26 protein-coding genes and 2 riboswitches are annotated in these 25,603 nt (G+C 36.8%); of the genes, 13 read left to right on the forward strand and 13 right to left on the reverse strand.

The features are described from left to right. Positions 1–6: 6 nt before the first annotated feature. On the forward strand, positions 7–189 hold the full coding sequence (brfA, locus tag ABNX05_RS01205; protein ID WP_349658012.1) for a ribosome rescue factor BrfA: 183 nt from the start codon (positions 7–9) through the stop codon (positions 187–189). Here brfA and ABNX05_RS01210 read toward each other — a convergent pair. From ABNX05_RS01210 to ABNX05_RS01225, 4 genes are all read right to left on the reverse strand, one after another. Continuing rightward, positions 186–608 (reverse strand): DUF5360 family protein, encoded by a 423-nt coding sequence (locus ABNX05_RS01210; protein WP_349658013.1) that lies wholly within the window; start codon positions 606–608, stop codon positions 186–188. The genes brfA and ABNX05_RS01210 overlap by 4 nt on opposite strands. A gap of 13 nt (positions 609–621) precedes the next feature. Continuing rightward, the gene (locus ABNX05_RS01215) at positions 622–1,197 is read right to left on the reverse strand and encodes a TetR/AcrR family transcriptional regulator (RefSeq protein ID WP_349658014.1); all 576 of its coding nucleotides are present in this window, start codon (positions 1,195–1,197) and stop codon (positions 622–624) included. Positions 1,198–1,392: 195 nt separating this feature from the next. Continuing rightward, a complete protein-coding gene (locus ABNX05_RS01220) occupies positions 1,393–2,055 on the reverse strand; it encodes an MBL fold metallo-hydrolase (RefSeq protein ID WP_349658015.1) in 663 nt (220 codons plus the stop codon). 130 nt (positions 2,056–2,185) lie between these two features. Beyond that, a complete protein-coding gene (locus tag ABNX05_RS01225) occupies positions 2,186–3,109 on the reverse strand; it encodes a DMT family transporter (protein WP_349658016.1) in 924 nt (307 codons plus the stop codon). 113 nt (positions 3,110–3,222) lie between these two features. Between ABNX05_RS01225 and ABNX05_RS01230 the strand changes: the two genes are divergently transcribed. Continuing rightward, complete coding sequence (locus tag ABNX05_RS01230; RefSeq protein WP_349658017.1) at positions 3,223–4,641, forward strand: aminotransferase-like domain-containing protein; 1,419 nt, start codon at positions 3,223–3,225, stop codon at positions 4,639–4,641. A gap of 229 nt (positions 4,642–4,870) precedes the next feature. Here the strand turns inward: ABNX05_RS01230 and ABNX05_RS01235 are convergent, their stop codons facing one another. From ABNX05_RS01235 to ABNX05_RS01255, 5 genes are read right to left on the reverse strand one after another with little or no spacing between them, the layout of a single operon-like run. After that, entirely contained in the window at positions 4,871–5,620 is a 750-nt protein-coding gene (locus tag ABNX05_RS01235) for a TatD family hydrolase (RefSeq protein WP_349658018.1), read from the reverse strand. Next, positions 5,610–6,359 (reverse strand): ABC transporter ATP-binding protein, encoded by a 750-nt coding sequence (locus tag ABNX05_RS01240; protein WP_349658019.1) that lies wholly within the window; start codon positions 6,357–6,359, stop codon positions 5,610–5,612. The genes ABNX05_RS01235 and ABNX05_RS01240 overlap by 11 nt, the downstream gene beginning before the upstream one ends. After that, positions 6,337–7,107 carry an ABC transporter permease gene (locus tag ABNX05_RS01245; RefSeq protein ID WP_349658020.1) on the reverse strand — a complete coding sequence of 257 codons (771 nt, stop codon included), beginning with the start codon at positions 7,105–7,107 and terminating at the stop codon, positions 6,337–6,339. The genes ABNX05_RS01240 and ABNX05_RS01245 overlap by 23 nt, the downstream gene beginning before the upstream one ends. Next, positions 7,107–7,397 (reverse strand): thiamine-binding protein, encoded by a 291-nt coding sequence (locus tag ABNX05_RS01250; RefSeq protein WP_349658021.1) that lies wholly within the window; start codon positions 7,395–7,397, stop codon positions 7,107–7,109. The genes ABNX05_RS01245 and ABNX05_RS01250 overlap by 1 nt, the downstream gene beginning before the upstream one ends. A gap of 1 nt (position 7,398) precedes the next feature. Beyond that, complete coding sequence (locus ABNX05_RS01255; protein ID WP_349658022.1) at positions 7,399–8,394, reverse strand: ABC transporter substrate-binding protein; 996 nt, start codon at positions 8,392–8,394, stop codon at positions 7,399–7,401. A gap of 173 nt (positions 8,395–8,567) precedes the next feature. Then, positions 8,568–8,678, reverse strand: a riboswitch (TPP riboswitch). 275 nt (positions 8,679–8,953) lie between these two features. Between ABNX05_RS01255 and ABNX05_RS01260 the strand changes: the two genes are divergently transcribed. From ABNX05_RS01260 to ABNX05_RS01270, 3 genes are all read left to right on the forward strand, one after another. Further along, complete coding sequence (locus tag ABNX05_RS01260; RefSeq protein WP_349658023.1) at positions 8,954–9,562, forward strand: TetR/AcrR family transcriptional regulator; 609 nt, start codon at positions 8,954–8,956, stop codon at positions 9,560–9,562. A 229-nt stretch (positions 9,563–9,791) separates the two neighbouring features. Continuing rightward, positions 9,792–10,013, forward strand: coding sequence for a hypothetical protein (locus ABNX05_RS01265; protein ID WP_349658024.1), 222 nt, complete (start codon positions 9,792–9,794; stop codon positions 10,011–10,013). Beyond that, positions 10,013–11,080 (forward strand): MFS transporter, encoded by a 1,068-nt coding sequence (locus ABNX05_RS01270; RefSeq protein ID WP_349658025.1) that lies wholly within the window; start codon positions 10,013–10,015, stop codon positions 11,078–11,080. Before ABNX05_RS01265 ends, ABNX05_RS01270 begins: the two co-directional genes overlap by 1 nt. A gap of 147 nt (positions 11,081–11,227) precedes the next feature. On the opposite strand, the gene parC is transcribed toward ABNX05_RS01270, so the two are convergent. Beyond that, positions 11,228–13,660: a DNA topoisomerase IV subunit A gene (gene parC, locus ABNX05_RS01275; protein ID WP_349658026.1), complete on the reverse strand. Its 2,433-nt coding sequence runs from the start codon at positions 13,658–13,660 to the stop codon at positions 11,228–11,230. After that, complete coding sequence (gene parE / locus ABNX05_RS01280; RefSeq protein WP_349658027.1) at positions 13,657–15,633, reverse strand: DNA topoisomerase IV subunit B; 1,977 nt, start codon at positions 15,631–15,633, stop codon at positions 13,657–13,659. The genes parC and parE overlap by 4 nt, the downstream gene beginning before the upstream one ends. 694 nt (positions 15,634–16,327) lie before the next feature. Here parE and plsY point away from each other — a divergent pair. The 6 genes from plsY to ABNX05_RS01310 all read left to right on the forward strand — a co-directional run bounded on the left by plsY (position 16,328) and on the right by ABNX05_RS01310 (position 21,901). Further along, positions 16,328–16,930: a glycerol-3-phosphate 1-O-acyltransferase PlsY gene (plsY, locus tag ABNX05_RS01285; protein ID WP_349658028.1), complete on the forward strand. Its 603-nt coding sequence runs from the start codon at positions 16,328–16,330 to the stop codon at positions 16,928–16,930. 19 nt (positions 16,931–16,949) lie between these two features. Beyond that, complete coding sequence (locus ABNX05_RS01290; protein ID WP_349658029.1) at positions 16,950–17,240, forward strand: HesB/YadR/YfhF family protein; 291 nt, start codon at positions 16,950–16,952, stop codon at positions 17,238–17,240. Between the two features lie 127 nt (positions 17,241–17,367). Then, on the forward strand, positions 17,368–18,915 hold the full coding sequence (locus ABNX05_RS01295; RefSeq protein WP_349658030.1) for a spore germination protein: 1,548 nt from the start codon (positions 17,368–17,370) through the stop codon (positions 18,913–18,915). 14 nt (positions 18,916–18,929) lie between these two features. Next, complete coding sequence (locus tag ABNX05_RS01300) at positions 18,930–20,129, forward strand: Ger(x)C family spore germination protein (protein WP_349658031.1); 1,200 nt, start codon at positions 18,930–18,932, stop codon at positions 20,127–20,129. A gap of 3 nt (positions 20,130–20,132) precedes the next feature. Then, positions 20,133–20,366 carry a hypothetical protein gene (locus tag ABNX05_RS01305; RefSeq protein ID WP_349658032.1) on the forward strand — a complete coding sequence of 78 codons (234 nt, stop codon included), beginning with the start codon at positions 20,133–20,135 and terminating at the stop codon, positions 20,364–20,366. A 35-nt stretch (positions 20,367–20,401) separates the two neighbouring features. Beyond that, positions 20,402–21,901, forward strand: coding sequence for a GerAB/ArcD/ProY family transporter (locus tag ABNX05_RS01310; protein ID WP_349658033.1), 1,500 nt, complete (start codon positions 20,402–20,404; stop codon positions 21,899–21,901). A gap of 128 nt (positions 21,902–22,029) precedes the next feature. Here ABNX05_RS01310 and metA read toward each other — a convergent pair whose 3' ends face one another. Further along, a complete protein-coding gene (gene metA, locus ABNX05_RS01315) occupies positions 22,030–22,965 on the reverse strand; it encodes a homoserine O-acetyltransferase MetA (protein WP_349658034.1) in 936 nt (311 codons plus the stop codon). Between the two features lie 153 nt (positions 22,966–23,118). Beyond that, positions 23,119–23,229: riboswitch (SAM riboswitch) on the reverse strand. Between the two features lie 194 nt (positions 23,230–23,423). Here metA and ABNX05_RS01320 point away from each other — a divergent pair. Then, on the forward strand, positions 23,424–23,795 hold the full coding sequence (locus ABNX05_RS01320) for a nucleotide excision repair endonuclease (RefSeq protein ID WP_349658035.1): 372 nt from the start codon (positions 23,424–23,426) through the stop codon (positions 23,793–23,795). Between the two features lie 79 nt (positions 23,796–23,874). On the opposite strand, the gene ABNX05_RS01325 is transcribed toward ABNX05_RS01320, so the two are convergent. Continuing rightward, positions 23,875–24,657 carry a TrmB family transcriptional regulator gene (locus tag ABNX05_RS01325; protein WP_349658036.1) on the reverse strand — a complete coding sequence of 261 codons (783 nt, stop codon included), beginning with the start codon at positions 24,655–24,657 and terminating at the stop codon, positions 23,875–23,877. Between the two features lie 125 nt (positions 24,658–24,782). Here ABNX05_RS01325 and ABNX05_RS01330 point away from each other — a divergent pair, with 125 nt between their 5' ends. Then, positions 24,783–25,553, forward strand: a complete 771-nt coding sequence (locus ABNX05_RS01330) for a TSUP family transporter (protein WP_349658037.1) — start codon at positions 24,783–24,785, stop codon at positions 25,551–25,553. Positions 25,554–25,603 lie beyond the last annotated feature (50 nt).

Raw genomic sequence — 25,603 nt, forward strand, 5'->3', positions numbered from 1 at the left:
GAAAACATGACAAACTCAAAAGCAAAAAAGAAACGTATGCATGTAAAGCGCACTAAAGGGAAGGACGTAGAAAAAAATCGTCAAACTTCCTCTTTCAGTACACATGAGCGTGTAACGAAAACGAAAAAAGAAAGCATTGAACAAAATTTAACAAAGCACAAAAAACACAACCACATTGAGGATTGTTAGTGGTTGTGTTTTGCTTGTAATGAGACATTTTGCTGTTTAGAAGTAATAAGTTTTGGAATAAAGTACAACGGATATAGTAATAAGAAAAGGTTTGGTAACCACCACATAAGTTCAAAATCAAGTTTTATAGTCCAAAAAGCAATCGCCTGTAATCCAGAACAACTTGTAAGTGTTAAAGATACTAAGGCAAAGCTTCTCCACTTTTCATTTTTTATTTTAAATAGATAGAGACTAATAAAACCGGTAATTGAGATCAAAATATCTAATGGAAAAAACGACCAATTCCATATAACTAATAATTCATTTTGATAATCCTGATATAAATACTCTTCTGGAATCAAATGAAAAAAAGTGACAAGCCAATAGAGTATAAAAAAGAAATCTGTACCTAAAAATAGCATTCTTAAAGTTTTACTCATTTACAGCCCCCATTTAGTTTTCTTCATGAACGTTACCATTAAGAATACCAAGCATAAGAATATCCACCATTTCCTGCATCGTATCCTGAAGTGAAATCATATTTCTGTTTTTGGATGCATGATCCATCAATCGATAAAGCCCTCCAATATAGACTTCTATAAATATCTCTTTATTAAAGGGACGTATTTGATTTGCCACAATCCCTTCATCAATTAACGTAATAATGCCTGTCCATTGTTCTTGAATAAATAGATCAACTGTTTCCCATTGCTTTGGATAATAGCGTTGAAGCTCCTCTAAATACTGGAGCTGAGCAAATGTAAAATCAGCTGGAATTAATACAAGACATTTCTGAAGTTTTTCTAGAAGATTTAACGTTGAATCATGCAGTATTTCATTTTCTTTCAACTTCAATTCATGGATTGCAAAATCTATCATTTCATTGAGTATTTCTTCCTTTGAGGGATAGTAATTATACAATGTTTTCGTGCTCATACCTAGTTGCTTTGCTAAATCCCCCATCGTAAATCGGAATCCTTTTCGTTCAGCTTCACTTATTGATACTTTTAAAATTCTATCTTTCAACATGATCACCTGCTTTCAGGAAAACGAAAAAAGTTTCTCATTTTCCTTGTTTTCCATTTAATGATAGAACCAAATGAAAATAATGTCAAGGTTATATAATTAAAGTTAAATACTTCTAAAGCGCATACCCCGTCCTGTTTTGGATGGGGGTAAAATAAAGTTTTATTCAAAACTCGCGCCCGTTTTAGTTCTGGAATTTTAATATGACATTACTTTTTGTATCTGTTCATTAATATTCATCTTAGTTAATCCCCCGTGGTAACAAACCACAGATTCAATGTCGAGGTCTAGGTATTTCTTCAAAGAGAGTAGAGCCTCTTTGAAATCCAGTACGGTCGGGACATGAATTCCCCCAATTACTCCGTCTACACTGTACATCGAATCCCCGGCAATCAGTGTTTTAGTTTGTTTCAAATATAGGCTGATATGGCCAGGAGTATGCCCGGGAGTATGAATGACACAAATTCCTCCACAATACGACAGTTCTTGGCCGTCACTCAATGTATCATTCACTTTTCCCTTCGGTGGATTTTCTATGTGCCCATCTTTTAGAAGCGGTAAATCCCCCTGTATATAAGGCTTATCTAGTTCGTGAGCATACACTTTAATATTCCTTCCACACTTCTGTAATATCTCAGGAAGACTTCCTATATGATCTATGTCCTGATGCGTCAAAATGATAACTTTCAGTTTGTCGAACGACACGCCTATCTTTTCCATTGCCACGCGTAAATCGTCAATTTGTCCAGGGAACCCAGTGTCAATTAAAACAGCCATTTCTTGATCCCATAATAGAGTGGGATGAATAATATTTCCGTGAAATTCAAGTTGGAGCATCTCTACTCCCTTTGAAATTTCCATACTTTACACTCCTTTATATTTAGATTTTATTGACGTAAAAAATTAGGTTTTGTTAGATTAATTACGCAGTATCACTAATACCTCATTATCACTTCTTCAAATATAATTTACCTGAACAAAATCGAGCAGGTTAATTTTTAATATCCTGAAGAACAGTCCCCTTCCCCCAAAACAACTTCCGTAATGTTTCGAAATTAACTAAAACCGTTCCTACAATAATTGTCAAAGTTCCTATACCTGTTAGCCAAGAAATATATTCATGATAGAAGATAACACCTAGCATAACGGCAATTAATGGTGAGATGTACAGCCATGTAGAAGGAAAAACAGGATTTGTCCGTGAGACAAGCCAATAATAAATACTATGGCCGATCATTGAACCAAAAATAGTTAAATAAAGAAGAGAGCCAATTGAAGCTAGGCTTAAAAGATAATCAAGCTGAATATTCTCGGAAAAAAATGATAAAATGATTAATAAAATCCCACCATGCATCATTTGTGCTGCATTTAAAGCAATCGGTGATGTCGTTTCAAATTTTCGGATGACATGCTTCGAATAAATCGTTCCGGATGCGTAAAAAACTTCACCTAATATTATGGTGAAACAACCAACCATCCAAAAGGGACTAATCTCAATTGAAAAACTAGGTAGGATCAAAAGCATGACACCAATGACTCCGACGCCACAACCTATGAATGATTTCCAATTTCCTTTTTGCTTCATTATGAATGTCTGAATAACGATGATCATCATTGGGCCTGTAGCAGATAAGACAGCTGCAATCCCTGATGTCACATACTGTTCTGCCCAGTATAATGTGGCGAACGTACCAAAGGTTAAACCTACTCCTGTAAAAAATATCTCTTTCCGAAAAAATAACCCTATTGTCGTTTTTTCTCTCCAAACCATAAAACTAAATAGCAGCAAACCAGCAATGAAAAAACGAAGGCCAGCTGATAAAAATGGAGGCACTCCTGCATCAACACCAATTTTAATCGCTAAAAATGTCGTTCCAAAAATCAAACACATGAAGAAATAATTAACAATTACCATATAACACTCCTCCTCTTTTTCTATCATAAAAGAATGACATTAGAACAGATTGAAAAAGATAGAACAGATTAGATTGGATCATGGTACAATCGTCTTGAATAGGAGGAATCGATGTGAGTAAAGCGATTCAAAATGGAGACTATCTTTTTAAGAAAGTATACGATTATGTACTGCACAGAATAGAACGTAAAGAATGGAAAGAACATGAAAAGATTCCCTCCGTTCGACAATTAGCATCTGAAATGAATGTTCATCGATTAACAGTATTAAAGGCTTATCAATTACTGAAACAGCATGACAAAGTTTATGTAAAAGATAAAGCTGGTTATTTTGTCCAATCAAATGTGACGAAAAACCTTAAAAATCTAGATCTTGACAATCCAATTGTATCTGCATATGCACAAAAAAATCATTTATCTGAAATCCATCAATCACCTGTTTCTTATCATTTTTCTCAAGCGTTAATTGATCCAAATCTTTTGCCTAATCATTATTTTTCAGATTATGTGAAGAAAGTGTTTGACCTTTATCCAAAAGTACTTGCAACCTACTCAACTGTGCAAGGTGATTTAGAACTACGTGAAACACTCACTCAATATTTTATCAACCAGTATAAAAATCATCTGGGTGCAGATGATCTGTTAATCACTTCTGGCTCACAGCAAGCGATTCACTTAATCGCTCAAACTTTCATTAAGCCAAGAGACGTCGTATTATTTGAACGTCCAAGCTATAGTGCTGCGATTGATACTTTTAGAGCACAAGGAGCACAGATTGTAACAGTTGATATCCATCCAGACGGGTACGATTTACAGCAGGTCGAATTATATATGAAACAATATAAACCACGCCTATTTTATCTCAACCCAACATTCCATAACCCGACTGGTTATACTGTTTCAGTTGAGCAGCGAAAAAAATTAGTAGAATTAGCTGAACAATATCGATGTCTATTAATTGAGGACGATGCCTATCACGACATATATTTTGATCATGCCCCTCCACCACCAATTTACACATATGATACTGCTGGTACAGTCATTTATATCCGAAGCTTTTGTAAATATATCTCACCTGGTTTGCGAATAGCGGCTGTTATTTGTCAATCATCGTTAATGAATTCACTACTAACAGTAAAATCGTTAGCTGATAATGGTTCTCCACTTCTCAATCAAAAAATTTTTCTCCATTACTTTTCATCAATAAGATTGCAGCAGCACTTGGAGAAGATCCGGATCGCCATTCAGATTCGAAAGGAAATCATGGAGGAGAAGCTAGCAGTAACAGACTGGAAATGGACCAGTCCAAAAGGCGGTCTTAACTTATGGGTAGAACTCCCAGATAAAATTCCGACTGAATTATTATTAACCAAATGTATCGAACAATCTATATCCTTCGTGCCAGGTCAAGTTTGTGATCCATTAAAACAACCTTCATCCTGGATACGTTTAAGCTATTCGTATGCAAATGAAAAACAACTAAGGGAAGGGGTAAAAAGGTTTGTTGCAGTGGCACAATCTCTTTCTAAGTGAGAAAAGGGCTTGGATTAAAGGTTTTGTAGCTATATCAGAGCTTGCCTTCCTATTTTGCTATGCAAAAGTTGTGTTATTAATTAGATCCCTTTTTAAACTTTCGCTTAAAAGTGGACGTTCCAAAGAACACCTTCGTAACTGAATGTAGGCTATCGTGATTCTAATCTTTTACCAGCCATTCAGATACTATAAAAACACAGCCACTCTAAAAGAACAGCTGTGTTTTTTGCTATAAATTATAAAACATTGTCGTATTTCTTGTAATGATACGCGCCGCTTCCTCTGTTGTAAGCCCCTTTATCGAAGCAATAACCCCCATGGAATGATCCATCATCCAAGGAGATGTTCGTTTATTGTTAAAAGGACCTTCGAACGGCCAAGGTCCATCTGTTTCTACCATCAATAGCTCGATTGGGTATTTTTTGATTAGATCTTGAATTTCAGTCTCATACGTACAATCAGGCGTCACAGAAATGAAATACCCATTATGAATCATCCGTTCAATCACTTCCTCATCGCCTTTAAACCAATGAAAATGCGCTTTCGTTACATGATGTTTTTCTAGCAGGTCACAAACAATGGCCGCATCCTCATAAACAGCATGTAATACAATCGGTTTATTTAATTCCTTTGCCAATACAATAAACCGTTCTAACAAAGCCTCATACGAACGATCATCAATTGCCTTCTCCTGCCTCAAATAATAAGGCAACCCTACCTCGCCAATTGCCACCATGTCATGAGCGTGATGACGTATCCAATCGAATAATGCCTCTTCCTCCGCATTACTAAGTAACGGTTGTTCAGGATGAAAGCCAAATGCCGCCTTTACCTTTGCATAGGCTTTTGACAGCTTCAACGTCTTCTCACATGATGGTAGATTCATGCTTACGGCAATGACATATTCCGCTTCCTCTAGCAAAGGAGGTATGTCGTTTTCTTTATACTTGTCTAAATGAATATGTGCATCAATCAACATTCGCCTCATCCTTTTCTTCTTTTAAATAAGTGAATAATTGTTGCTTCAATGCCGTAAAAGAAGCGGAATGGCGAATTTCTTCTTGTCGTGGCCTTGCAAAAGGTACGATTATTTCCTTTTTCTTCGTCGCTGGTCGTTTTGAAAGTACAATAATACGATCAGCTAAAAACAGAGCTTCCTCAATATTATGTGTAACGAACAATATAGATTTTCGATATTTCTCCCAAATCGATAATAGCCACGCCTGCATTTCAAGCCTTGTAAACTCATCCAGTGCTGAAAACGGTTCATCTAAACATAAAATAGGTTTATTACTGACAATTGCACGAATAAACGATACCCGTTGTTGCATACCACCTGACAGCTCATTAGGATATGCATTTACAAATGCTGCGAGCCCCACTTTATCTAACCATTCCTTCGCAACGTTAACATTAGGTTTTCCATGAAGCTCCTCGACCATCGTGACGTTTTCTAGGATCGTCCGCCACGGTAATAAACATGGCTGCTGAGGCATATAGCCAATCGTCCCTCTTTTTTTCTGGATATCTGTGCCGTTTAATAAAATAGCACCTTTATCTATAGAAGAAACACCACCAATTAATTGAAAAAGTGTACTTTTCCCACTGCCTGACGGACCGATAATCGCCACAAATTCCCCGTCCTTCACCTCAAAAGATAAACTACGGATAACTGGAAGGGAATCAAAGGATTTATCAATGTTTTGAATGCTTAGCATAGTTTCCTCTCCCCTTCACAACAAGTTTTTCTATTAATCGAATAGCACTAAATAATAATAAACTTAAAAATATGATAGCGAAAATCGCTACAAATACACGATCCGTTCGAAATGAAGACTGTGCCAATGTCATATAAACGCCAATCCCCATTTTCGCTCCTAACCATTCCGCGATAACAGCCCCCATGACGCTATAGGTAGCAGCAATCTTTATGCCTGAAAAAATCGCTGGATACGCATAAGGCCATTCTAACTTCCAAAAGGTTTGGGCTTTCGTAGCACCTATCATCTCAAAATAATGCTTTAGCTCAGGCGAAGTTTGACGAAAACCATCCATTGCCGAAATAACAAGAGGGAAAAAGCACACAAGACAAATAATAATGAGCTTTGGCAATAAACCGAAGCCAAACCAAATGATTAATAATGGTGCTAGGACAAGTACTGGGACATTTTGCGACATAATGAGAATAGGGTAAAATAGCTCCCTTATAAACGTAAAACGATGTAATAGCACCGCAACTGTGAGCCCACATAATATCCCGATAGCAAGTCCAAGAAGTGCTAATTGTATAGTAGCTAAAGCATGAGGCACAAACGTCTCATACGATTGAAAGCCCTCTTTCAAAATGGCACTTGGTGCAGGCAAAAGCCAATGTGGAATATCAGCAAAACGGACAATTAGTTCCCATATGAACAAGAGGAAGGCGATAAAAATTATCGTCCTTCCTTGTTTAACAGCCTGCTTCATTACTTATATTTCTCCGTTAGCGTATCCATTGTAATACCGGATGGCTGATATAAAATTTTCACTTGCGTAATGACATTGATTGCGCCAAGCTCGATCATCTTGGCATTCATTTTTTCAATAATTTGCAGCAAAGTCGTAAGCTCGCCTTCCATTGTCGTTTCTAATGGATGAACTTCATATTTCACCCCTGAAGCATCGATAACTGCAATTGCTGCATCGACAAACGGGATCACATCTTCATATGTTTCAGTTTTCGGGATAATTTGTACACTTATTAAAGAGTTTGCCATATTACTTTGTCTCCTTTTTCGGTAAAAAGTCGTTTGTAAATGCTTGTTTTGCGTTAAATTCGCCCTCTAAAACTTTGTTGTCGGCCATCCATTTCGCGTAGTTTTCCCAGACAGCTAATTTTTGCTCGCCCCATTGTGCAGCATCGTCTTGATACTTATCTGCTAACCATTCCTGACTTTTATGCACAAGGTTCTTATCTAAATCAGGTACCGCTTCTAGTAAACTATCAGCTGCCTCATTAGGGTGTTTTATTGCATATTCATAGCCCTTTGCTGCAGCAGCGACAAATGCTTTTACCGTCTCAGGATTATCCTGAATCATTTTTTCATTTGTAGCAAGTACAGGTGTGTAATAGTCTAACTGCTCACTATAATCTGTTAAATAAAGCATGTTCAGCTTTTCGCCACGAAGTTCTGCTTCAATACCTGTCCATGCATAATAAATCCACGCAAAATCAATATCTTTTTTCATCATTGTGAAGAAATCTAAATCACCTGCATTGACGATATCTAACTTATTAACATCTGCATCTTCTGTTTGCATTAGTGATTGTAGTACAGCCTTTTCAAGCGGTGCACCCCAGCCACCGTATGTTTTCCCTTCAAAATCCTTTGGTGACGTAATGCCTTTTGATGCGGTAGATGCGAAGCCAGAAGTATTATGCTGTATAATCGCTGCAATCGATACTAAAGGTACATCCTGCACACGAGCCTGTGTAATTCCTTCCTGATAGCTTACGCCAAACTGAGCCTTTCCTGATGCTACAAGCTGATCAGCACCCGTTTCACCAGGTAATAAAATATCAACATCTAAGCCTTGTTCCTTAAAGTAGCCAAGTTTTTCAGCTACATATAAACCTGTATGATTTGTGTTCGGTGTCCAATCAAGAACTACCGATACTTTTGTTAATCCTTTAGCATCCTTTTTAGTTTCTTTTTCGCTACAGCCCACTAAAGTTAATAGTGCAGCTATTAGGACCAATAACCATTTTTTCATGCTGAATCCTCCAAGTTAGTAGTGTGAAAGTGTTCATGAATGAATGTCTTTACCAGAAGAAACCGTTCACGGTCTGTTTACACGTAAGGTATGTGCATGCAACAAAAGTCTGAAAACATAAAAAACGCCTAGGATTCCTCCCAGACGTTGTACAATCAGTATCAAAAACTTTCTTTTTTTGAATAGATGTTCCCTACGCTGGTACGAGCCAAATCAGGTTCAAAGGGTCAGCGTCTATCGGACACAATCTCAGCTGGCAACTACCAGCCCCCCTACATTCTTTCGATATGAACTTTTCGAGATTATTATAACCATATCTATCCGTAAATGACAAGGGTCTGTTTATCGATAGCGCTGAATTATTATTTAAACAGCCTCATTTGTAAAACGTTCCTTCAAGAAAGCAAAGTAAAATTCACCACTGTAACGGAGGCATCATGCTTTTAAAGTAATTTATAACTAAAAATACAAAAAATTCTTTCATTATATTGACAATGGAAACAAATTACAATAAAATTTGATTGATTAATCAATCATTTATTATGAAAGGAGTATCAACATGAATTCGATACTTACTAATGATGAAAAAAAGAAAAGAAAAAGATCTACAATTTTAGACGCCGCTATTAAATTATATAGTGAAAATGGTTTTGCAGAGACCAAAGTGGCCGATATTGCTAAGGAAGCAGGAGTTAGTTTTGGCTCCGTATTTACGTATTTTGATTCAAAAGAAGTACTTTATGAAGCAGCTATTTTAGAGCCATTGGAAAAAATCAAACCATATTTTATTGAGATACAAGAACACTTTAAAGGTGAGCCTCTTGAAATAATTAAGGAAATGATAGATTGTCATGTGCAACTTTTTGCAACGAGAAGTGAATACTTACGTTTAATTCAACAGGTTCTTGCAAGACCTGAACGATTTCCAAAGCTTTTTAAAGAACTAGATGATTTTGTAAAATCATTTCTAGACTGTATTTATCCGGTTATTGAAGCAGGTCAACGGCTTGGTTACTTTTATGAAGAAGCACCTTCATTAATTGCTGAGTCATACTTATCCATCTTAAACGGAATGCGTTTAACGTTTATTGATGAGTATACAAACACGGTGTGGAAGGATATAACGAGACAAGCTCTAAGATTATTTGGACCTATTTCTAATTTATAAACATTCTCTATCCTTCAGCCGTACCTATAAAATTAGGAAACTCAAATAACAGGGCGGAATCTATAGACATATTTTGTTCCCTATGAAAAATAGTTTGCATGATTTTCTTTTTGGCTCCCCTACCTATGTAGGACTCAAACTGGAAAACATAAAAGAGTCAATGAGACCACCACTTCCATTAGGAATTCTATCGGAAAAAACTATTACTTAAAGTTCGAGGAGTGATTATATGAAATTGAGAGATATCCATCCCAACATCAAACTTCGCCTAGCCATGCAATTTCTAGGCGGCCTTATTTCTATGGCTGTTATCCCTTTTCTCGCTATTTATTTTACTCAAAATATCGGCGCTACTAAAACGGCTTTTATTCTTATAATTATTGTCATTAGTGGGGTCATTGGAGGGTTTATTGGAGGGCATGTTTCTGATAAAATCGGACGAAAAAAATAATGATTTATTCTGAAATTGGTCTATTGCTTTCGTATCTGTTTATAGCACTTTGTAATTCTCCTTGGTTTAACCTTCCTTATATTTCTGCAGCATTCTTCATCATCAATATGTTTTGTGGAGGCATGTTTCAGCCAGCCGCACAAGCTATGATGATTGATGTTACTAATTCTGAATCGAGAAAGCTCGTATTTACAATTAGCTACTGGTTAGGGAATTTATCAACTGCAATTGGAGGAATTATTGGAGCATTTCTTTTTAAAAACTACTTATTTGAGTTATTTATTGGAATCTCACTGATCTCTTTGTTATCTGTTTTTATGACTGTATTTTTCATCACAGAAACTTATTCACCAGAACCTTCACCTAAGTCTTCTCATCATAAGAAAAAATCTTCATCTGTAGAAATGCTTCAAACTTATTCAAGTGTTTTAAAAGATAAGCTATTTATGTTTTATATTTTAGGAGCAATCTTGATCTTTACTTTGGAACAGTCTTTATCAAACTATATTGGGATTCGGCTCGAAAAAGATATACCTCAACATTCAGCCTCTTTATTTGGAATAGATTTCATAGTAGATGGCACAAAAAAAATGCTTGGTTTTCTTCGAACAGAGAATACTATTCTTGTAGTTATCCTATCTAGTGCTGTATTGTTCTTATTTAAAAAATGTAGTGATCGCTGGACTCTTGTTATAGGAATGTTAATCTTTTCTATATGTTTCAGTGTTTTCGCTTCTTCAAATAACGTGTTGATTCTTTTTATTGCCATGTTTATTGGAACAATTGGTGAGCTGATGTTTGTTCCTAATAAACAGGCGATGATAGGAGAACTTGCCCCATCTAACGCTCGTAGCACCTATATGGCTTTTAATAGCTTAACTACCTATGGAGCAATGATTGTAGCTTCGTTATTGATTATCATTGGAGAATGGATTCCCCCTATATATATGAGCGGATTGCTCCTTATCCTAGGATTAACTGGTACATTTTTGTACTATTTAGTAACAAAAACACTATACGCTAATGTTTGTGAAAAGAATGAAAGAAAAGTGCCTGTTTCTTCTTAAAGGTTGTTTTTCCACTTATTTCGGCTCGGTCAAACTTGTTATCGTTAGGTAAAGCATCACAGTATGTTAGACAAAGAACCGAGCTCTTTGGTTTCAATTAACTCAAAAAAGCCCAGCTCTCAAAGGAGCTGGGCTAGAAAACTAATGTTATTTCTCTTCTTTTTTGACTGCGAAGACATGTGAAATGGCACCGTCTGTAGCTATATCCACTTTAAAGGAGCCATTTGAATGGCGATCTGCTCGAGTTAATGCTTGTACATCAAGGGACTCTTGCACACCTTTTTCCGTTTCAATCATTAGTTGTTCCCCATCAGTGACCTTAACTACAGCCACGATTCGATGTGGGTTCGCTTTTAACTCTGTTAATACTTTTAAGCCGCGTTTTGCACGACTAGTCATTTCTACTTCGGCTACATTCATTTTCTTCACAGCACCGCGTTGCGTAACAATTGCCACATAGGACGTTTTATCTGGTGGTAAAACATTGATGCCGACTAATGCTTCTCCGTCTTTCAGTGTAATCCCTTTGACGCCACCTGTTTTTACACCTGTTACTGGTAATTCCTCTATTGGGAAACGAATTGCATAGGCAGTATCTGTCGTTAACATTAGTTCTACCTCGTCCGTCACAATACTTGCAAAAATCATTTCATCGCCTGATTTGACATTCATCGTTTTTATCGGCTTCGAATAGCGTGTTACAGCATAATCTGCTACTGATGAGCGTTTAATTTGTCCATCTTTCGTAGCCGTTAAAATATACGTATTGGCCTGTTCGAATGTCTCAAAACCATATACAGCAATAATAGATTCATCTTTTCCGGTTGGCACAATACTTGAAATATGCTGACCAAGATCCTTCCAACGAATATCAGGAAGCTCATGGACTGGCTGATAAATATAATTGCCTCGATTTGTGAACAGCAGTAGATGATGCTGTGTATTTAAATTTGCTTCATATAATAAATAATCGGAATCCTTCATTGCAAAATCCTGACCGTTTGAAGCTGCATGTGAACGTGTAGATGTTCGTTTAATATAGCCATCCTTTGTCACAGTCACTACGACCTCTTCACTTGGTACAAGGACATCTAACGTAATTTTGATTTCTTCAATTTCTTGCTCGATTTTTGAGCGACGAGGCTCTGCAAAGCGTTTTTTAATGTCGAGCAATTCTTGTTTAATGACACGTACAAGCTTTGCTTCACTATTAAGAATCCCTTCAAGCTTGGCGATCAGTTTATTTAATTCATCTTGTTCATTGCGAAGCTCTGTAATATCTGTATTCGTTAATCGGTATAATTGCAAGCTAACGATTGCCTCTGATTGTACTTCTGTAAAGTCAAACTTCGCCTGTAAATTCGTTTTTGCATCTCTTTTATCATTCGACGAACGAATCGTTGCAATGACTTCATCTAAAATAGACAATGCCTTTATCAAGCCTTCAACTATATGCGAACGATCTTTAGCCTTTTGCAAATCATAAATAGAACGGTTCGTCACGACTTCCTTTTGATGGGCAATATAAGAATCCAATAACAATGGCAATGTCATCATTGTCGGACGACGATTATGGATAGCAATCATATTAAAATTATAGGCTACTTGTAAATCAGTTGTTTTAAACAAATACTGTAAAATCCCTTGTCCTGGAACATCTTTTTTCAGCTCAATGACAACACGTAGGCCGGTACGATCTGATTCATCGCGAATTTCTGCAATTCCTTCAAGTCGTTTATCCACGCGCTGTTCATCGATTTTCTTCACAAGATTTGCTTTATTGACATCATACGGTAATTCCGTAATAACGATTTGCTCTTTGCCACCTTTAATTGGCTCTACGACTGCTTGAGCGCGCACAATGATTTTACCGCGTCCAGTCTCATATGCCTTTTTAATACCATCGACACCTTGAATGATGCCACCTGTTGGGAAATCAGGCCCTTTAATAACGGTCATTAATTCATCAACCGTGGAGTTTGGCTTATCTAAGCGCATAAGAACACCATCTAGCACCTCATCAAGTGCGTGAGGTGGGATGTCCGTCGCATAACCTGCCGAAATACCCGTTGAACCGTTGACTAATAAGTTCGGGAAGCGAGCTGGTAAAACAGTCGGCTCCATATCCTGATCATCAAAGTTTGGCACAAATTCAACGGTTTTCTTGCCAATATCGCGGAGCATTTCCGCTGCAATAGCAGATAGTCTTGCCTCTGTATAACGCATCGCTGCCGGTGGGTCACCATCAACAGAGCCGTTATTCCCATGCATTTCAATAAGCATATGGCGCGCCTTCCAATCCTGACTCATGCGCACCATTGCTTCATAAACTGAGCTGTCACCGTGTGGGTGATAATTACCGATAACATTACCGACAGTTTTGGCTGATTTACGGAATGGTTTATCGTTCGTATTGCCCTCTGTAAACATCGCATATAAAATACGTCGTTGCACAGGCTTAAGACCGTCACGTGCATCGGGCAACGCGCGGTCTTGAATAATATATTTACTATAGCGACCAAAACGGTCACCCATTACTTCTTCTAAAGGTAAATCTTGATACTTTTCCGTACTACTCATGCTTGGTCCTCCTCTTGTTGGATGAATTCATTTTCTAAAATATTTGAATCATCCTCCATACCGAAGTCTACATTAGCTTCGATCCATTTACGGCGTGGCTCTACTTTATCGCCCATTAATGTTGTCACACGTCTTTCAGCACGTGCACCATCTTCAATCGTTACACGAATTAATGTACGCGTATCAGGGTTCATCGTCGTATCCCACAGCTGGTCAGCATTCATCTCACCAAGACCTTTATAGCGCTGTAATATGTAACCCTTTCCAACTTTTTTAATGGCCTTTTGTAAATCATTTTCGGTCCAAGCATATTCAATCACTTCTTTTTTACCAGTGCCTCTTGATATTTTATAAAGCGGTGGTAATGCGATAAATACCTTTCCAGCTTCGATCAATGGTCGCATATATCGATAGAAGAACGTTAGCAGCAACACTTGAATATGTGCTCCGTCCGTATCAGCATCGGTCATAATCACGACCTTGTCATATGCTGCATCCTCGACAGAGAAATCTGTTCCGACACCAGCACCAATAGCATGGATAATCGTTGAAATCTCTTCATTTTTCATAATATCCTGAAGCTTTGCTTTTTCAGTATTAATAACTTTACCACGCAATGGTAAAATCGCTTGGAACGTACGATCTCGCCCTTGTTTTGCAGACCCTCCTGCAGAGTCACCTTCGACTAAATACAGCTCGTTTTTCGCCGCATTTCGCGATTGTGCAGGTGTTAATTTTCCGGAAAGAATCGTACTGCCTTTTTTGCTTTTCTTGCCGTTTCGTGCATCTTCACGTGCTTTACGAGCAGCTTCGCGTACTTGCTGCGCACGAATAGCTTTACGCACAAGAGATGCAGATAATTCAGCGTTTTCTTCAAGCACATATAAAATTTGCTCCGAAACAACACTATCTACCGCCGAGCGCGCTTCACTAGTTCCGAGCTTACCTTTCGTTTGACCTTCAAATTGTAGTAAATGCTCTGGTATACGAACAGAAACAATCGCAGCTAAGCCCTCACGAATGTCTGTCCCTTCAAGGTTTTTATCTTTATCTTTTAACAGGCCAATTTTCCGCGCATATTCATTGAAAACACGTGTTAATGCTGACTTGGCACCTGTTTCATGTGTACCACCATCACGAGTACGAACATTGTTAACAAATGAAAGGATTGTTTCTGAGTAACCATCATTGAATTGGAAGGCGAATTCTACTTCAATATCGTCTTGAATCCCTTCCACATACTTAACAGGATGAAGGACATCCTTCTCCTCATTCAAATACGCAACGAAAGCTTCAATGCCGTTCTCATAAAAGAAAACATCACCTTTGCCTTCCTCGCGTTCATCGATTAGCTCAATTTTTAAGCCTTTTAATAAAAATGCGGACTCTCGTAAACGTTCTGCAAGCGTATCATAATTGAATTTTGTTACAGAGAAAATTGTGTCATCTGGTAGAAAATGTACTAGTGTTCCTGTCTGTTTTGTTTGTCCTATTTGCTCTAATGTTGTTACAGGATGGCCACCGTTTTCAAAGCGTTGACGATACTTTTTACCGTCACGATGAATCGTAACTTCTAAAAAAGTGGATAAAGCATTAACAACAGAAGAACCTACACCATGTAAGCCACCACTTGTTTTATAGCCACCTTGTCCGAACTTACCACCAGCATGTAAGACAGTAAAGATAATTTCGGGAGTGGGTTTCCCCATCTTATGCATACCTGTTGGCATTCCACGGCCGAAGTCTCGAACGCTGATACTTTGATCTTTATGAATAGTGACAATGATATGAGAACCAAAGCCAGCCAGTGCTTCATCCACCGCATTATCTACGATTTCATATACAAGGTGATGAAGTCCACGGCCATCTGTAGAACCGATATACATGCCGGGTCGTTTTCGTACCGCTTCTAATCCTTCTAATACTTGAATGGCGTCATCATTATAGACGCTTGGTGACTGTTTATTCGCCAAAAAATTCCCCTCCAAAAAACAAAACGCATGTTCTATTTATGTTCTCTTCCTAATAATAATAGCATTTCCTGTCAATAGCTAGTGACAGACCCAATAAATTTTTAAAATTTCCTCACAGCTTTGTCGTTTTGAGCATGTTACCGGAAGAAAAAGTTGCAATATATGCATTATTATGTATTACTAACTATCCTATTCCCTTGACGCAGGATCATAAACATTAGTTCCATAAATAAAACAACATATGGCTAACTTCTGGTCATTTCTCTCATTTCAAAACGATGCCGATCGGTATAGGTTTTGGTCTTCCATACAGAAGCATTTGAAATTCCACTGCAAAATATACAGAACTGTACTTCATAGCTTCCTTCTGTCTATTTGAAAATTCATACTAACTTACTCTAGAAATTAAAGATAGACTTCTATTCTACCAAAGGAATGGATGATTGACAAAATTGCCTTTTTACCTATATTTTTAGAAAGGGCTTTCATGCTGCCAACATGAATCATGTCAAAAAGCCTAACATATAATCAAATACATATTAAAATCCTTGAAAAATAGTTATCTTTTATAATGAATTCAAGATACACGAAGAAATCTCCTTCATGTCATTGTAGATTGTAGAGAAAAAGTGTAGAATATTTATTACATATTATTAGTACCAAGTAATAATCAATGAATGAAAGGAGTCCAGCTATGCTAAATGGACTTATTATTTTATGTGCTTATCTAATCGGCTCTATACCTTCGGGATTATGGGTAGGCAAAATTTTTTATAAAACGGATATTCGTGAACACGGAAGTGGAAATTTAGGTGCGACAAACACATTTCGTATTTTAGGAAAAAAAGCGGGAATAGTCGTAACGATTATGGATGTCTTAAAAGGTACAGCAGCCGTATTACTTGTAGCTCTTCCTGTCTTCTCTGACGTTTCCATTCACTCGCTAATTCTTGGACTAGTAGCCGTTGTTGGTCATATGTTCCCTATCTTTGCAGGTTTTCGCGGTGGGAAAGCGGTGGCAACATCAGCAGGCGTTCTCTTAGGTTATTCATGGCCTCTATTTATCTTACTATTTATCGCTTTTGCATTAACATTAAAAATAACGAAGATTGTAAGCTTAACTTCGATGATTGCCGCTTTAGTAGCACTTATTTACTCAATCGTTTATTATTTTGTTACAGGTGATTTTGCGTTAGGTATTTTAGTAGCTTGTTTATTTACCTTTATCATGTATCGTCACCGAGCAAATATTGCCCGCATTAAAAATGGTACCGAACCAAAGGTAAAATGGCTGTAACGAAGAGAGGAGCATTCTAATGAATATCACACTAACAGATGTAGCCCTACAATGGTTTAAACAAGAAATGGAAGTAGAATCCGGAGATACGATTCGTTTTTATGCTAGATATGGTGGTTCCAGTCCTTTTCACGAAGGCTTTTCTCTTGGTATGACACGTGAAGAACCAATCGAAATTGGTGTAAAGACAGTTATTGACGATGTGACCTACTATATTGATGAAAAAGATTTATGGTTCTTCAATGACCACAATTTAAATGTAGATGTGGATGCTACTAATGACGAACTAAAATATACGTATACAAAATAAAGCAGTGTTTCCTTTCTTTATACGAAAGGAACACTGCTTTTTTCTATGAAATCACTTCCAACCTTAGTTTATCTTCTCTCAAAGTTGTACATTCTATATTTATGTAAAAACTTGAGGAGGAAAGAACATGTCTATTTCTAAAATTGCTGATACCTCCCAAAATAACGACCAACTATATAGTTCTCTTTCTCAAAATTTAAAGTTGATTAAAAACACATTGGGGAATAGTAATGACCTTGTCATACGAGAAATAACGATTGGAAAAGCTGAACAATATACGTTAGCAATCATTTATATAGAAGGCTTATCCGATAAAATAAGCATTTCTAATTCTGTGATTGATAAACTAATGCTTGATATTGAAGATAATCAAGATACAGAAATAGAAAAGATTATTCGATATTTGAAAGATTCTTGTTTAACAGCTGGCGACGTGAATGATATTTTTCATTTTTCAGCACTGTACAATTCTATTTTAAAAGGTGATACGGTCATCTTATTAGATGAATCTTCAACTGGTATTGTGACGAGTACACAAGGTGCAAAAGATAGAGCCGTTATGGAACCAGCCACAGAATCGGTTATTAGAGGACCAAGGGAATCTTTTACGGAAACATTACGTACGAACACAGCCCTTATCCGTCGAAAAATTAAAAGTCCTAATCTTTGGATCAAGACCCGGATTGTCGGTGAAGTAACAAAAACAGAAGTTGCAGTTATGTATATAAATGACATTGCCAATGACAAAATAGTAGCAGAAGTTCTTGCCCGATTAGATCGTATTAATATTGATGGTATTTTAGAAGGCGGCTACATCGAAGATTTTATTCAAGATAACAAATTCACTTTATTCCCTACTATTTATAATTCTGAACGGCCTGATGTTATTGCAGGTGAGCTATTAGACGGTAAAATTGCCATTTTAGTGGACGGTTCACCGTTTGTCCTCATTGTGCCGGCATTATTTACATCCTTTTTGCAATCTGCTGAAGATTATTATCAGCATTGGATGATTAGTTCACTTGTACGCATTTTGAGATTTTTTGGAATCGCTCTTGCTTTGGTGGCACCATCGCTTTACGTAGCAATCACCACCTTCCATCAAGAAATGCTACCGACTCCGATGCTGATCAGTATTGCGTCTCAACGTGAAGGAGTCCCCTTCCCTGCCGTTGTGGAGGCACTCATTATGGAGATTGCCTTTGAGGTATTAAGAGAAGCAGGTCTTCGCATGCCAAGAACCATTGGACCAGCCGTGTCCATTGTTGGAACATTAGTAATCGGTCAAGCTGCTGTAGAAGCAGGAGTCGTATCAGCCGTAATGGTCATTATTGTAGCCTTAACAGCCATTTGTAGCTTCTTGTTTCCTGCTTATGGCTTATCCAATACAGTTCGTGCTCTTCGTTTCCCATTAATGATTGTATCAGCAATCGTTGGATTATTTGGTTTGATGTTTGGCCTGATGATCATCCTACTACATTTATGCAGCATACGAACTTTCGGTGTACCATATTTAAGTCCATTCGGCCCATTAATTTTAAAGGATCAAAAAGATGCACTAGTGTTGTTCCCGCGTAGAGCTTTATTGACTCGACCACGCCTAGTTAGCAATAAAAACACTGTCAGAGGTCATAAATATTTTAATACGAAAAAAAGGAATCAAAAGAATGTGTAAACGAGGAATAAACTATGTCAAAATGTAAGGCACTATGTTTACTAATTATTCTTACTATACTTTTAAGTGGTTGCTGGAGTAAGCGTGAACTCAATGAATTAGCAATTGTCGCAGCATTAGGAATAGATAAAGTAGATAATGAATTTGACATAACTGTTCAAGTTGTAATTCCTGGTGAGATTTCTTCCAAACAGCCTACTTCAGGACGGTCACCGGTTATTACCTATCATTCAAAAGGTGCAACAGTGTTTGAGGCCATAAGAAAAATGACAACATTAACAGCTCGAAAACTTTATTTTTCTCATCTTCAAATAGTTGTGCTCGGCGATGAATTAGCTACAGAAGGAATTGGCAAGCCATTAGATTTAATTTCAAGAGATCATGAATTCAGAAATGATTTCGATGTCATCGTTGCTCATAACGCGACTGCCGAAGAAGTTTTAAATGTATTAACACCTATCGAAAAAGTACCAGCTAATAAAATGCTAAATTCTCTTAGAACGTCGGAGAAAAGTTGGGGTACAACCCAATCAATTAAAATAGATGAATTAATCAGTACTTTAAATAACAAAGAAACAAGCGTAGTCATGTCTGCCATTGAAATTCATGGAGATAGAAGTGTGGGAATGGAGCAAACGAATGTTAAAAAATCAAAGTCTACTGCGGTCTTGAAGTACGCAGGCTTAGCTGTTTTTAAAGAAGATAAATACATCGGGCTTTTATCGGAAGATGAGAGTAGAAGTCTAAGCTTTTTAAAGGACAAAATAGAAAGTACAATTGAAACCCTTACTTGCCCTAAGGGAGGTACTCTATCAACTGAAATTACACACTCAAAGACAAAAATAAAAGGTAAATTTAAAAATGGATCACCCAAAATCAATGTTTCTATAGATGTTAACCAAAATGTCGGAGAGGTTGAATGTGATATAGACCTTACAAAAGAAAAATCGCTTCAATACGTCAATAAAAAAACGGAAGAACTTATTAAAAAGCGAATCGAAAAAACAATCAGTACAGTTCAGCAAAATTATCGGGTCGATATTTTTGGATTCGGCGAAGCACTTCATCGCACAAATCCGAAAGAGTGGAAAAAAATAAAAAAAGAGTGGCTAACCATATTTCAAGAGCTACCTGTTAAAGTTGACGTACATGTCAACACGCAAGGATTAGGGACGATGGAAAACTCATTAGTGAATAAGACGGAGGGAGAATAAGCTATGATGATGGCGATATTCATACTAATCATTTCTGCTGTTATAGCCTTTGCCTTTATTCCTTCATTAAAAAAAAATAAAGAAACAAAAACGATCGTTATTTTTTCAATTTTTTTATTGCTTGGTGCCGCATTAAATATTGCAATCTTATTAAAGGTCAAAATACCGAGCCCACTAGATTTGATTACCTATATTTTTTCACCTATTAAAGATTACATTGTCTCTCTAACAAAGTAATAAGGCAATATTATGTTAAGAAAAAGGGGTAGTTCATGATGGAAAAAGAAATAATTAGTTCAAGACAATTTATGATCATTACCCTTCTTTTTTCAATTGGTACAGCCATTTTAATTATCCCTGCAAGTGTAACAAGCGAAGCAAAGCAAGATGCATGGATTGCAGCGATCATTGGTGTCGTTATAAGTTTGCCCATAGTAAAGCTATTCGTTGCTTTAGGAAATAAAACACCTACCCTTACATTTGTAGAGGCTAATGAAAAGATATTAGGTCGATTTTTCGGAAAATTCACTGCAATCGGCTTTGCTATTATATCTTTACTTTCAGCCGGTGAATTATTATATTTCATTGGAATTTTCATGAAAACAGAAATAATGCCAGAAACACCCACGATGGCGTTTGCATTTATGTTCAGTATTATCATTATTTATGCTGCATTTTTAGGAATTGAAGTTTTTGCCCGTTCTGCAGAAATACTATTTGCAATATTTATATTAATTTTTATTTTCTTTGTCCTTTTTATTGCACCATCTATACAGATTGAAAATATTCAGCCAATAATGGAAACACCAAAAAAATCATTATTCTTTAGTATAATTCGATTTATAAGTCTTTTTTCATTCCCCCTTGCCGTATTATTAACGATTTTCCCTTCCGCAGTTAACGTCCAAAAATCTGCGCAAAAAGGTTTTTACATTGGTGCAATTTTGGGAGGAATTGTCTTAATCACGATCATCACACTATCAATCCTTGTCCTTGGCCCGGCAAATACTGCTTCACGGACATTCCCAAGCTATGCATTAGCCCAAAGAATTTCAATTGGGGACTTTTTACAACGTATTGAAGTGATTATGGCAGCCATGTGGATTATCACTATTTATATTAGAACTTATATGTATTTTTATGCTGCGGTTATCGGTATCGCACAAATATGTAAAATTAAAAATCATCGACCGCTCATTTTACCACTCGGCATGATTATCCTTGGACTTTCACAAATTGTTCATCCGAATATTATTCATTCAGATATTTACAATAGAGAAACATGGCCTATATTCGCCTTCATTTTAATGATTTTATTGCCATTACTATTATTAATTGTCGCGAAGATTCGTAAAATCGATGGTCATCAAGGAAATGTGATGCATTGTGATAGTAGTACGCAAAATCAAAATGGAAATTCTACACAGAGTGATAGTAGTAGCAATGGCGGGAATGCTTCTCAAAGTGCTGGTGGTAGCAATAACGATAATTCTGCCCAAAGTGCGAGTAATAACAATAATCCTACTCAAAGCGATTGTAATGGCAATGGTGGGAATGCTTCTCAAAGTGCAAGTAGTAACAATGGCGGTAACGCTGCTCAAAGTGCAAATAGTAGCAATAACGAAAATCCTACTCAAAGTGCAAGTAATAATAATGCCGAAAATCCTACTCAAAGTAAAAGTGAAAACGATACCGGAAATTCTACACAGAATGATAGCGATACCGGAAATACTCCAAACAGTGAAAAGAATAAAAAATCGCCAGACAATTAACAGCATTGTTGTTCATCACCAAAAGCGAAGCGGCTCATCGGACGCCCCAGGAAGGTGCTCTACCAGAACGGAAATGAGAAAAAAAAATGATGACCCTATAATATCAAGGTCATCATTTTTCTATAGCACTAAATATGATATTCAATTTGTTCAACAAAATCCCATTCGTATGGTGTTTCTTGATAAACATAGTAGTTCAACCAGTTCGAGAATAACAAATGTGTATGGGCACGCCATGTATTAATCGGCTCATTCCCTGGATCATCATTTGGGAAGTAATTCACTGGTACCTCAATATCTAATCCTTTCGCAACATCACGACTATATTCATCCGCTAAAGTTGTTGCATCGTATTCAAGGTGACCAGTAATCATAATATTTTTATTGTCTTTAGATTGCACAATGAAAACACCAGCATCTTCTGAATAAGAGAGCAATCGTAAATCAGGATGGTTGCGTACTTCATCAATCGATACAGACGTATAACGCGAATGTGGTGCCGTAAACAAATCACTAAAGCCGCGTACTAAATCCACTGTTAAATCCGTAATAACATGAGAATATACACCTGAGCATTTAGCAGAAAGCCCAATTTTGCCAATATCGTAATGATGGTATAACGCTGCCTGAGCACCCCAACATATATGTAGAACCGATGTTACGTTTGTTTTGGACCAGTCCATAATTTCTGAAATTTCCTGCCAGTAGTTCACTTCTTCAAATGGCATTTTTTCTACTGGTGCCCCCGTAATAATCATGCCATCATAGCGACGATGACGAATTTGATCGAACGTCGTATAAAATAATTGTAAATGTGATTTACTAACATTTTTCGATTCATGAGTAGCAGTATTCAAAAATGTAATATTCACTTGTAATGGGGTATTCCCTAATAAACGTAGTAATTGCAGCTCTGTTTTTTCTTTTTCTGGCATTAAATTAAAGATTAAGATATTTAACGGACGAATTTGTTGAGTTTTCGCTCTATCCTCTTCCATTACGAAGATTTTTTCCTCACGTAAATGTTCTCCAGCTGGTAAGTTTTTTGGAATATTAATTGGCATCTTGCATTCCCCTCTCTTATATTTCTCTCTGTTAACCCATTATTGGCCTTAGTCTCCATACACAGGCCTTGCGTAAAGTCTTTTTTTCGATGAAATTAAAAAATCCCCCTCATTCCATTTGAGATAGAATGAGAAGGATGTTTACCACGTTCACTCTTATCTCTCAAAGGACAAATCCTTTGCTGGAATTAGCACCTTTCTAACTTTTGTTAGAGGTTGCTGAAGCGTCATCGGGCCAAATCCCTCAACTTCTCTTGATAAGATTATTTAATTAAAAAGAATTGTACCATGAACAATTAAGAATATCAACAATACATAGAATATTTTGTTATTAACCATGCATGTCATTATGTAATTTGTTTAAAACTAATATCGAAGCTAAGTCCATATATTTTATGGTAAACAAGCTGTAATTATGTTAACATATACCTTTAGTAACAGAGAGGAACGTGAATAGTTTGATTAAAATTGAATTTCCAAAACCAGATTTAGTAATTCGCCAACGCGAACAAGATGTAAAGCCAGGTGATGTACCAATCACACCGTATTTCGGTTTTATTGATTTCCATAAAATTACACGTGAAAATGGCGGCATTTTCTTATTCTACAATGAACAGAATGAACTATTATTTGTCGGTAAAGCACGTAAGATTCGTCAACGTATTAAAAAGCATTTCGAAGACAATGTGTCACCGATGAAAAATCACCGTGATGAAGTTTTCAAAATTGAAGTGTACGAAGTAGATGATCCAATGGAACGTGAAATTTACGAAACATACGCGGTTAATACATTCCGCGCTAAATACAATGTTGATAAAGTTTTTTATTAAGATAAAAGATCTTATATAACATAAAATAAGAATCTACAAACCATCTGTACATGATGGCTTGTAGATTCTTTTATTATTTTCACTCTACGAAAAAGGCTTTACGTTCTTTTGTAATCCATTCCCCTAGCTCCGTATCATCGCGCTTTAACAGTCGATTGACAAGCACGTCATGCCATATATAATCTTCTAGTAAATAAATATGCACTGGGTCATTTGTTATAAAAGCCGTTTCTTGATTGGACGGTGAGTGACCATAAATCATCTCTTGACCATCTATAGACAGTATAAACCAATGGGGCGTAGTAGCATTCCTCGTATATTGAGTAATGCGATGCTGGTCAATCGATGCAACATTTTCATCCACATACAATGTAATGCCATGAACCGGAATACGCTGAGAGACCTCATGTATATCTTCTCGCAATTTTTCATACATATCTTCCCACATTGATAATAATACTTTTTTCTCCGCTTTTTGTAATAACGACTGACAATAATTGACGATTGCCTCTTTTCCTTTTAGCGTAACGACCTTATGCTCCGCTTCCTGCTCTTTTACCTCTAATTTTTCTAATTGATCACTAATCGACGTGAAATTCGATTGCCAGCGTTGCTCAATTTGTTGTAAAAACACAGCAACTGGAATGGAAGAGTATGTCGTTTGATCTGCCGTTTCTTCTTTCAGTACTAACCCTTTTTCAACAAGTCCATTAAGTATGTCATATATTCTTGCACGTGGGATACCGGAGTTTTTACTTACTTGATAGGCACTAACATGACTATTTTGTACGAGTGCCGTATAGGCCTTAGCTTCATATTCTGTGAATCCCAGTTCTTTTAATTGGGCGATTAATAATTCCATCGAATCCCTCCATTTCCTCTATTATAGTTGAAGAATATGAAGATTAGCCAACGAAAAAATTAGTCTTTACAGCTACGTGAATTTTAGTTACTATTTCAGTAGTAACTATCTAAAGGGGTGTAAGCATGCTATTTGAAGTAGATTTAAATGTAGTCATATTATTAATATCTTTTGGATTTTTAGCCGCCTTTGTAGATGCGGTCGTTGGTGGAGGTGGCTTAATTGCCTTACCCGCCCTAATGTTTGCCGGTTTAAATCCAGCAGCAGCCGTAGCAACTAATAAGCTAGCTGGTACAATGGGATCTTTAACATCAACCATTTCCTTTTATCGTTCCGGTCAGCTAGAAATTCGTTCAGTTATCAAATACTTTCCCCTAGCCTTTATTGGATCACTCTTTGGTGCATGGACAGTACATTTAATAAACCCTGAATTACTAAAACCACTTATGCTAATAATGCTTGCAGCTGTTGCAGTCTATACAATCTTCAAAAAAGATTGGGGTTCAGTAGCTACGGTCAAAAATTTAAAATTTACGCACTTAGTTTTATTCATGCTATTGTTATTTTGCATTGGTTTTTATGATGGATTTCTTGGTCCAGGAACCGGCTCATTTTTAATTTTCAGCTTTTTATTAATCGGCTTTGATTTTTTAAAGGCAGCAGGAAATGCCAAATTTTTAAACTTAGCAAGTAATTTTGCAGGACTTTTAATGTTCGCCTACTTAGGTCAAATTCATTTTGTCTACGGTTTACTAATGGGTGTAGCTCAAATTGCCGGTGCATTTGTAGGCTCACGTATGGCGATTAAAAAAGGTAGCGGTTTTGTTCGCGTATTGTTTATTATCGTAACGATTACATTGCTCACTAAAAATGCTTATGATTACATAATTCATTAAAAAAACGCCGTAGATACGCTATTTCTACGGCGGTTTTGTTTGTTTTTGTT

The organism is Lysinibacillus zambalensis (assembly GCF_040183165.1).
Taxonomy (GTDB): Bacteria; Bacillota; Bacilli; order Bacillales_A; family Planococcaceae; genus Lysinibacillus; species Lysinibacillus zambalensis.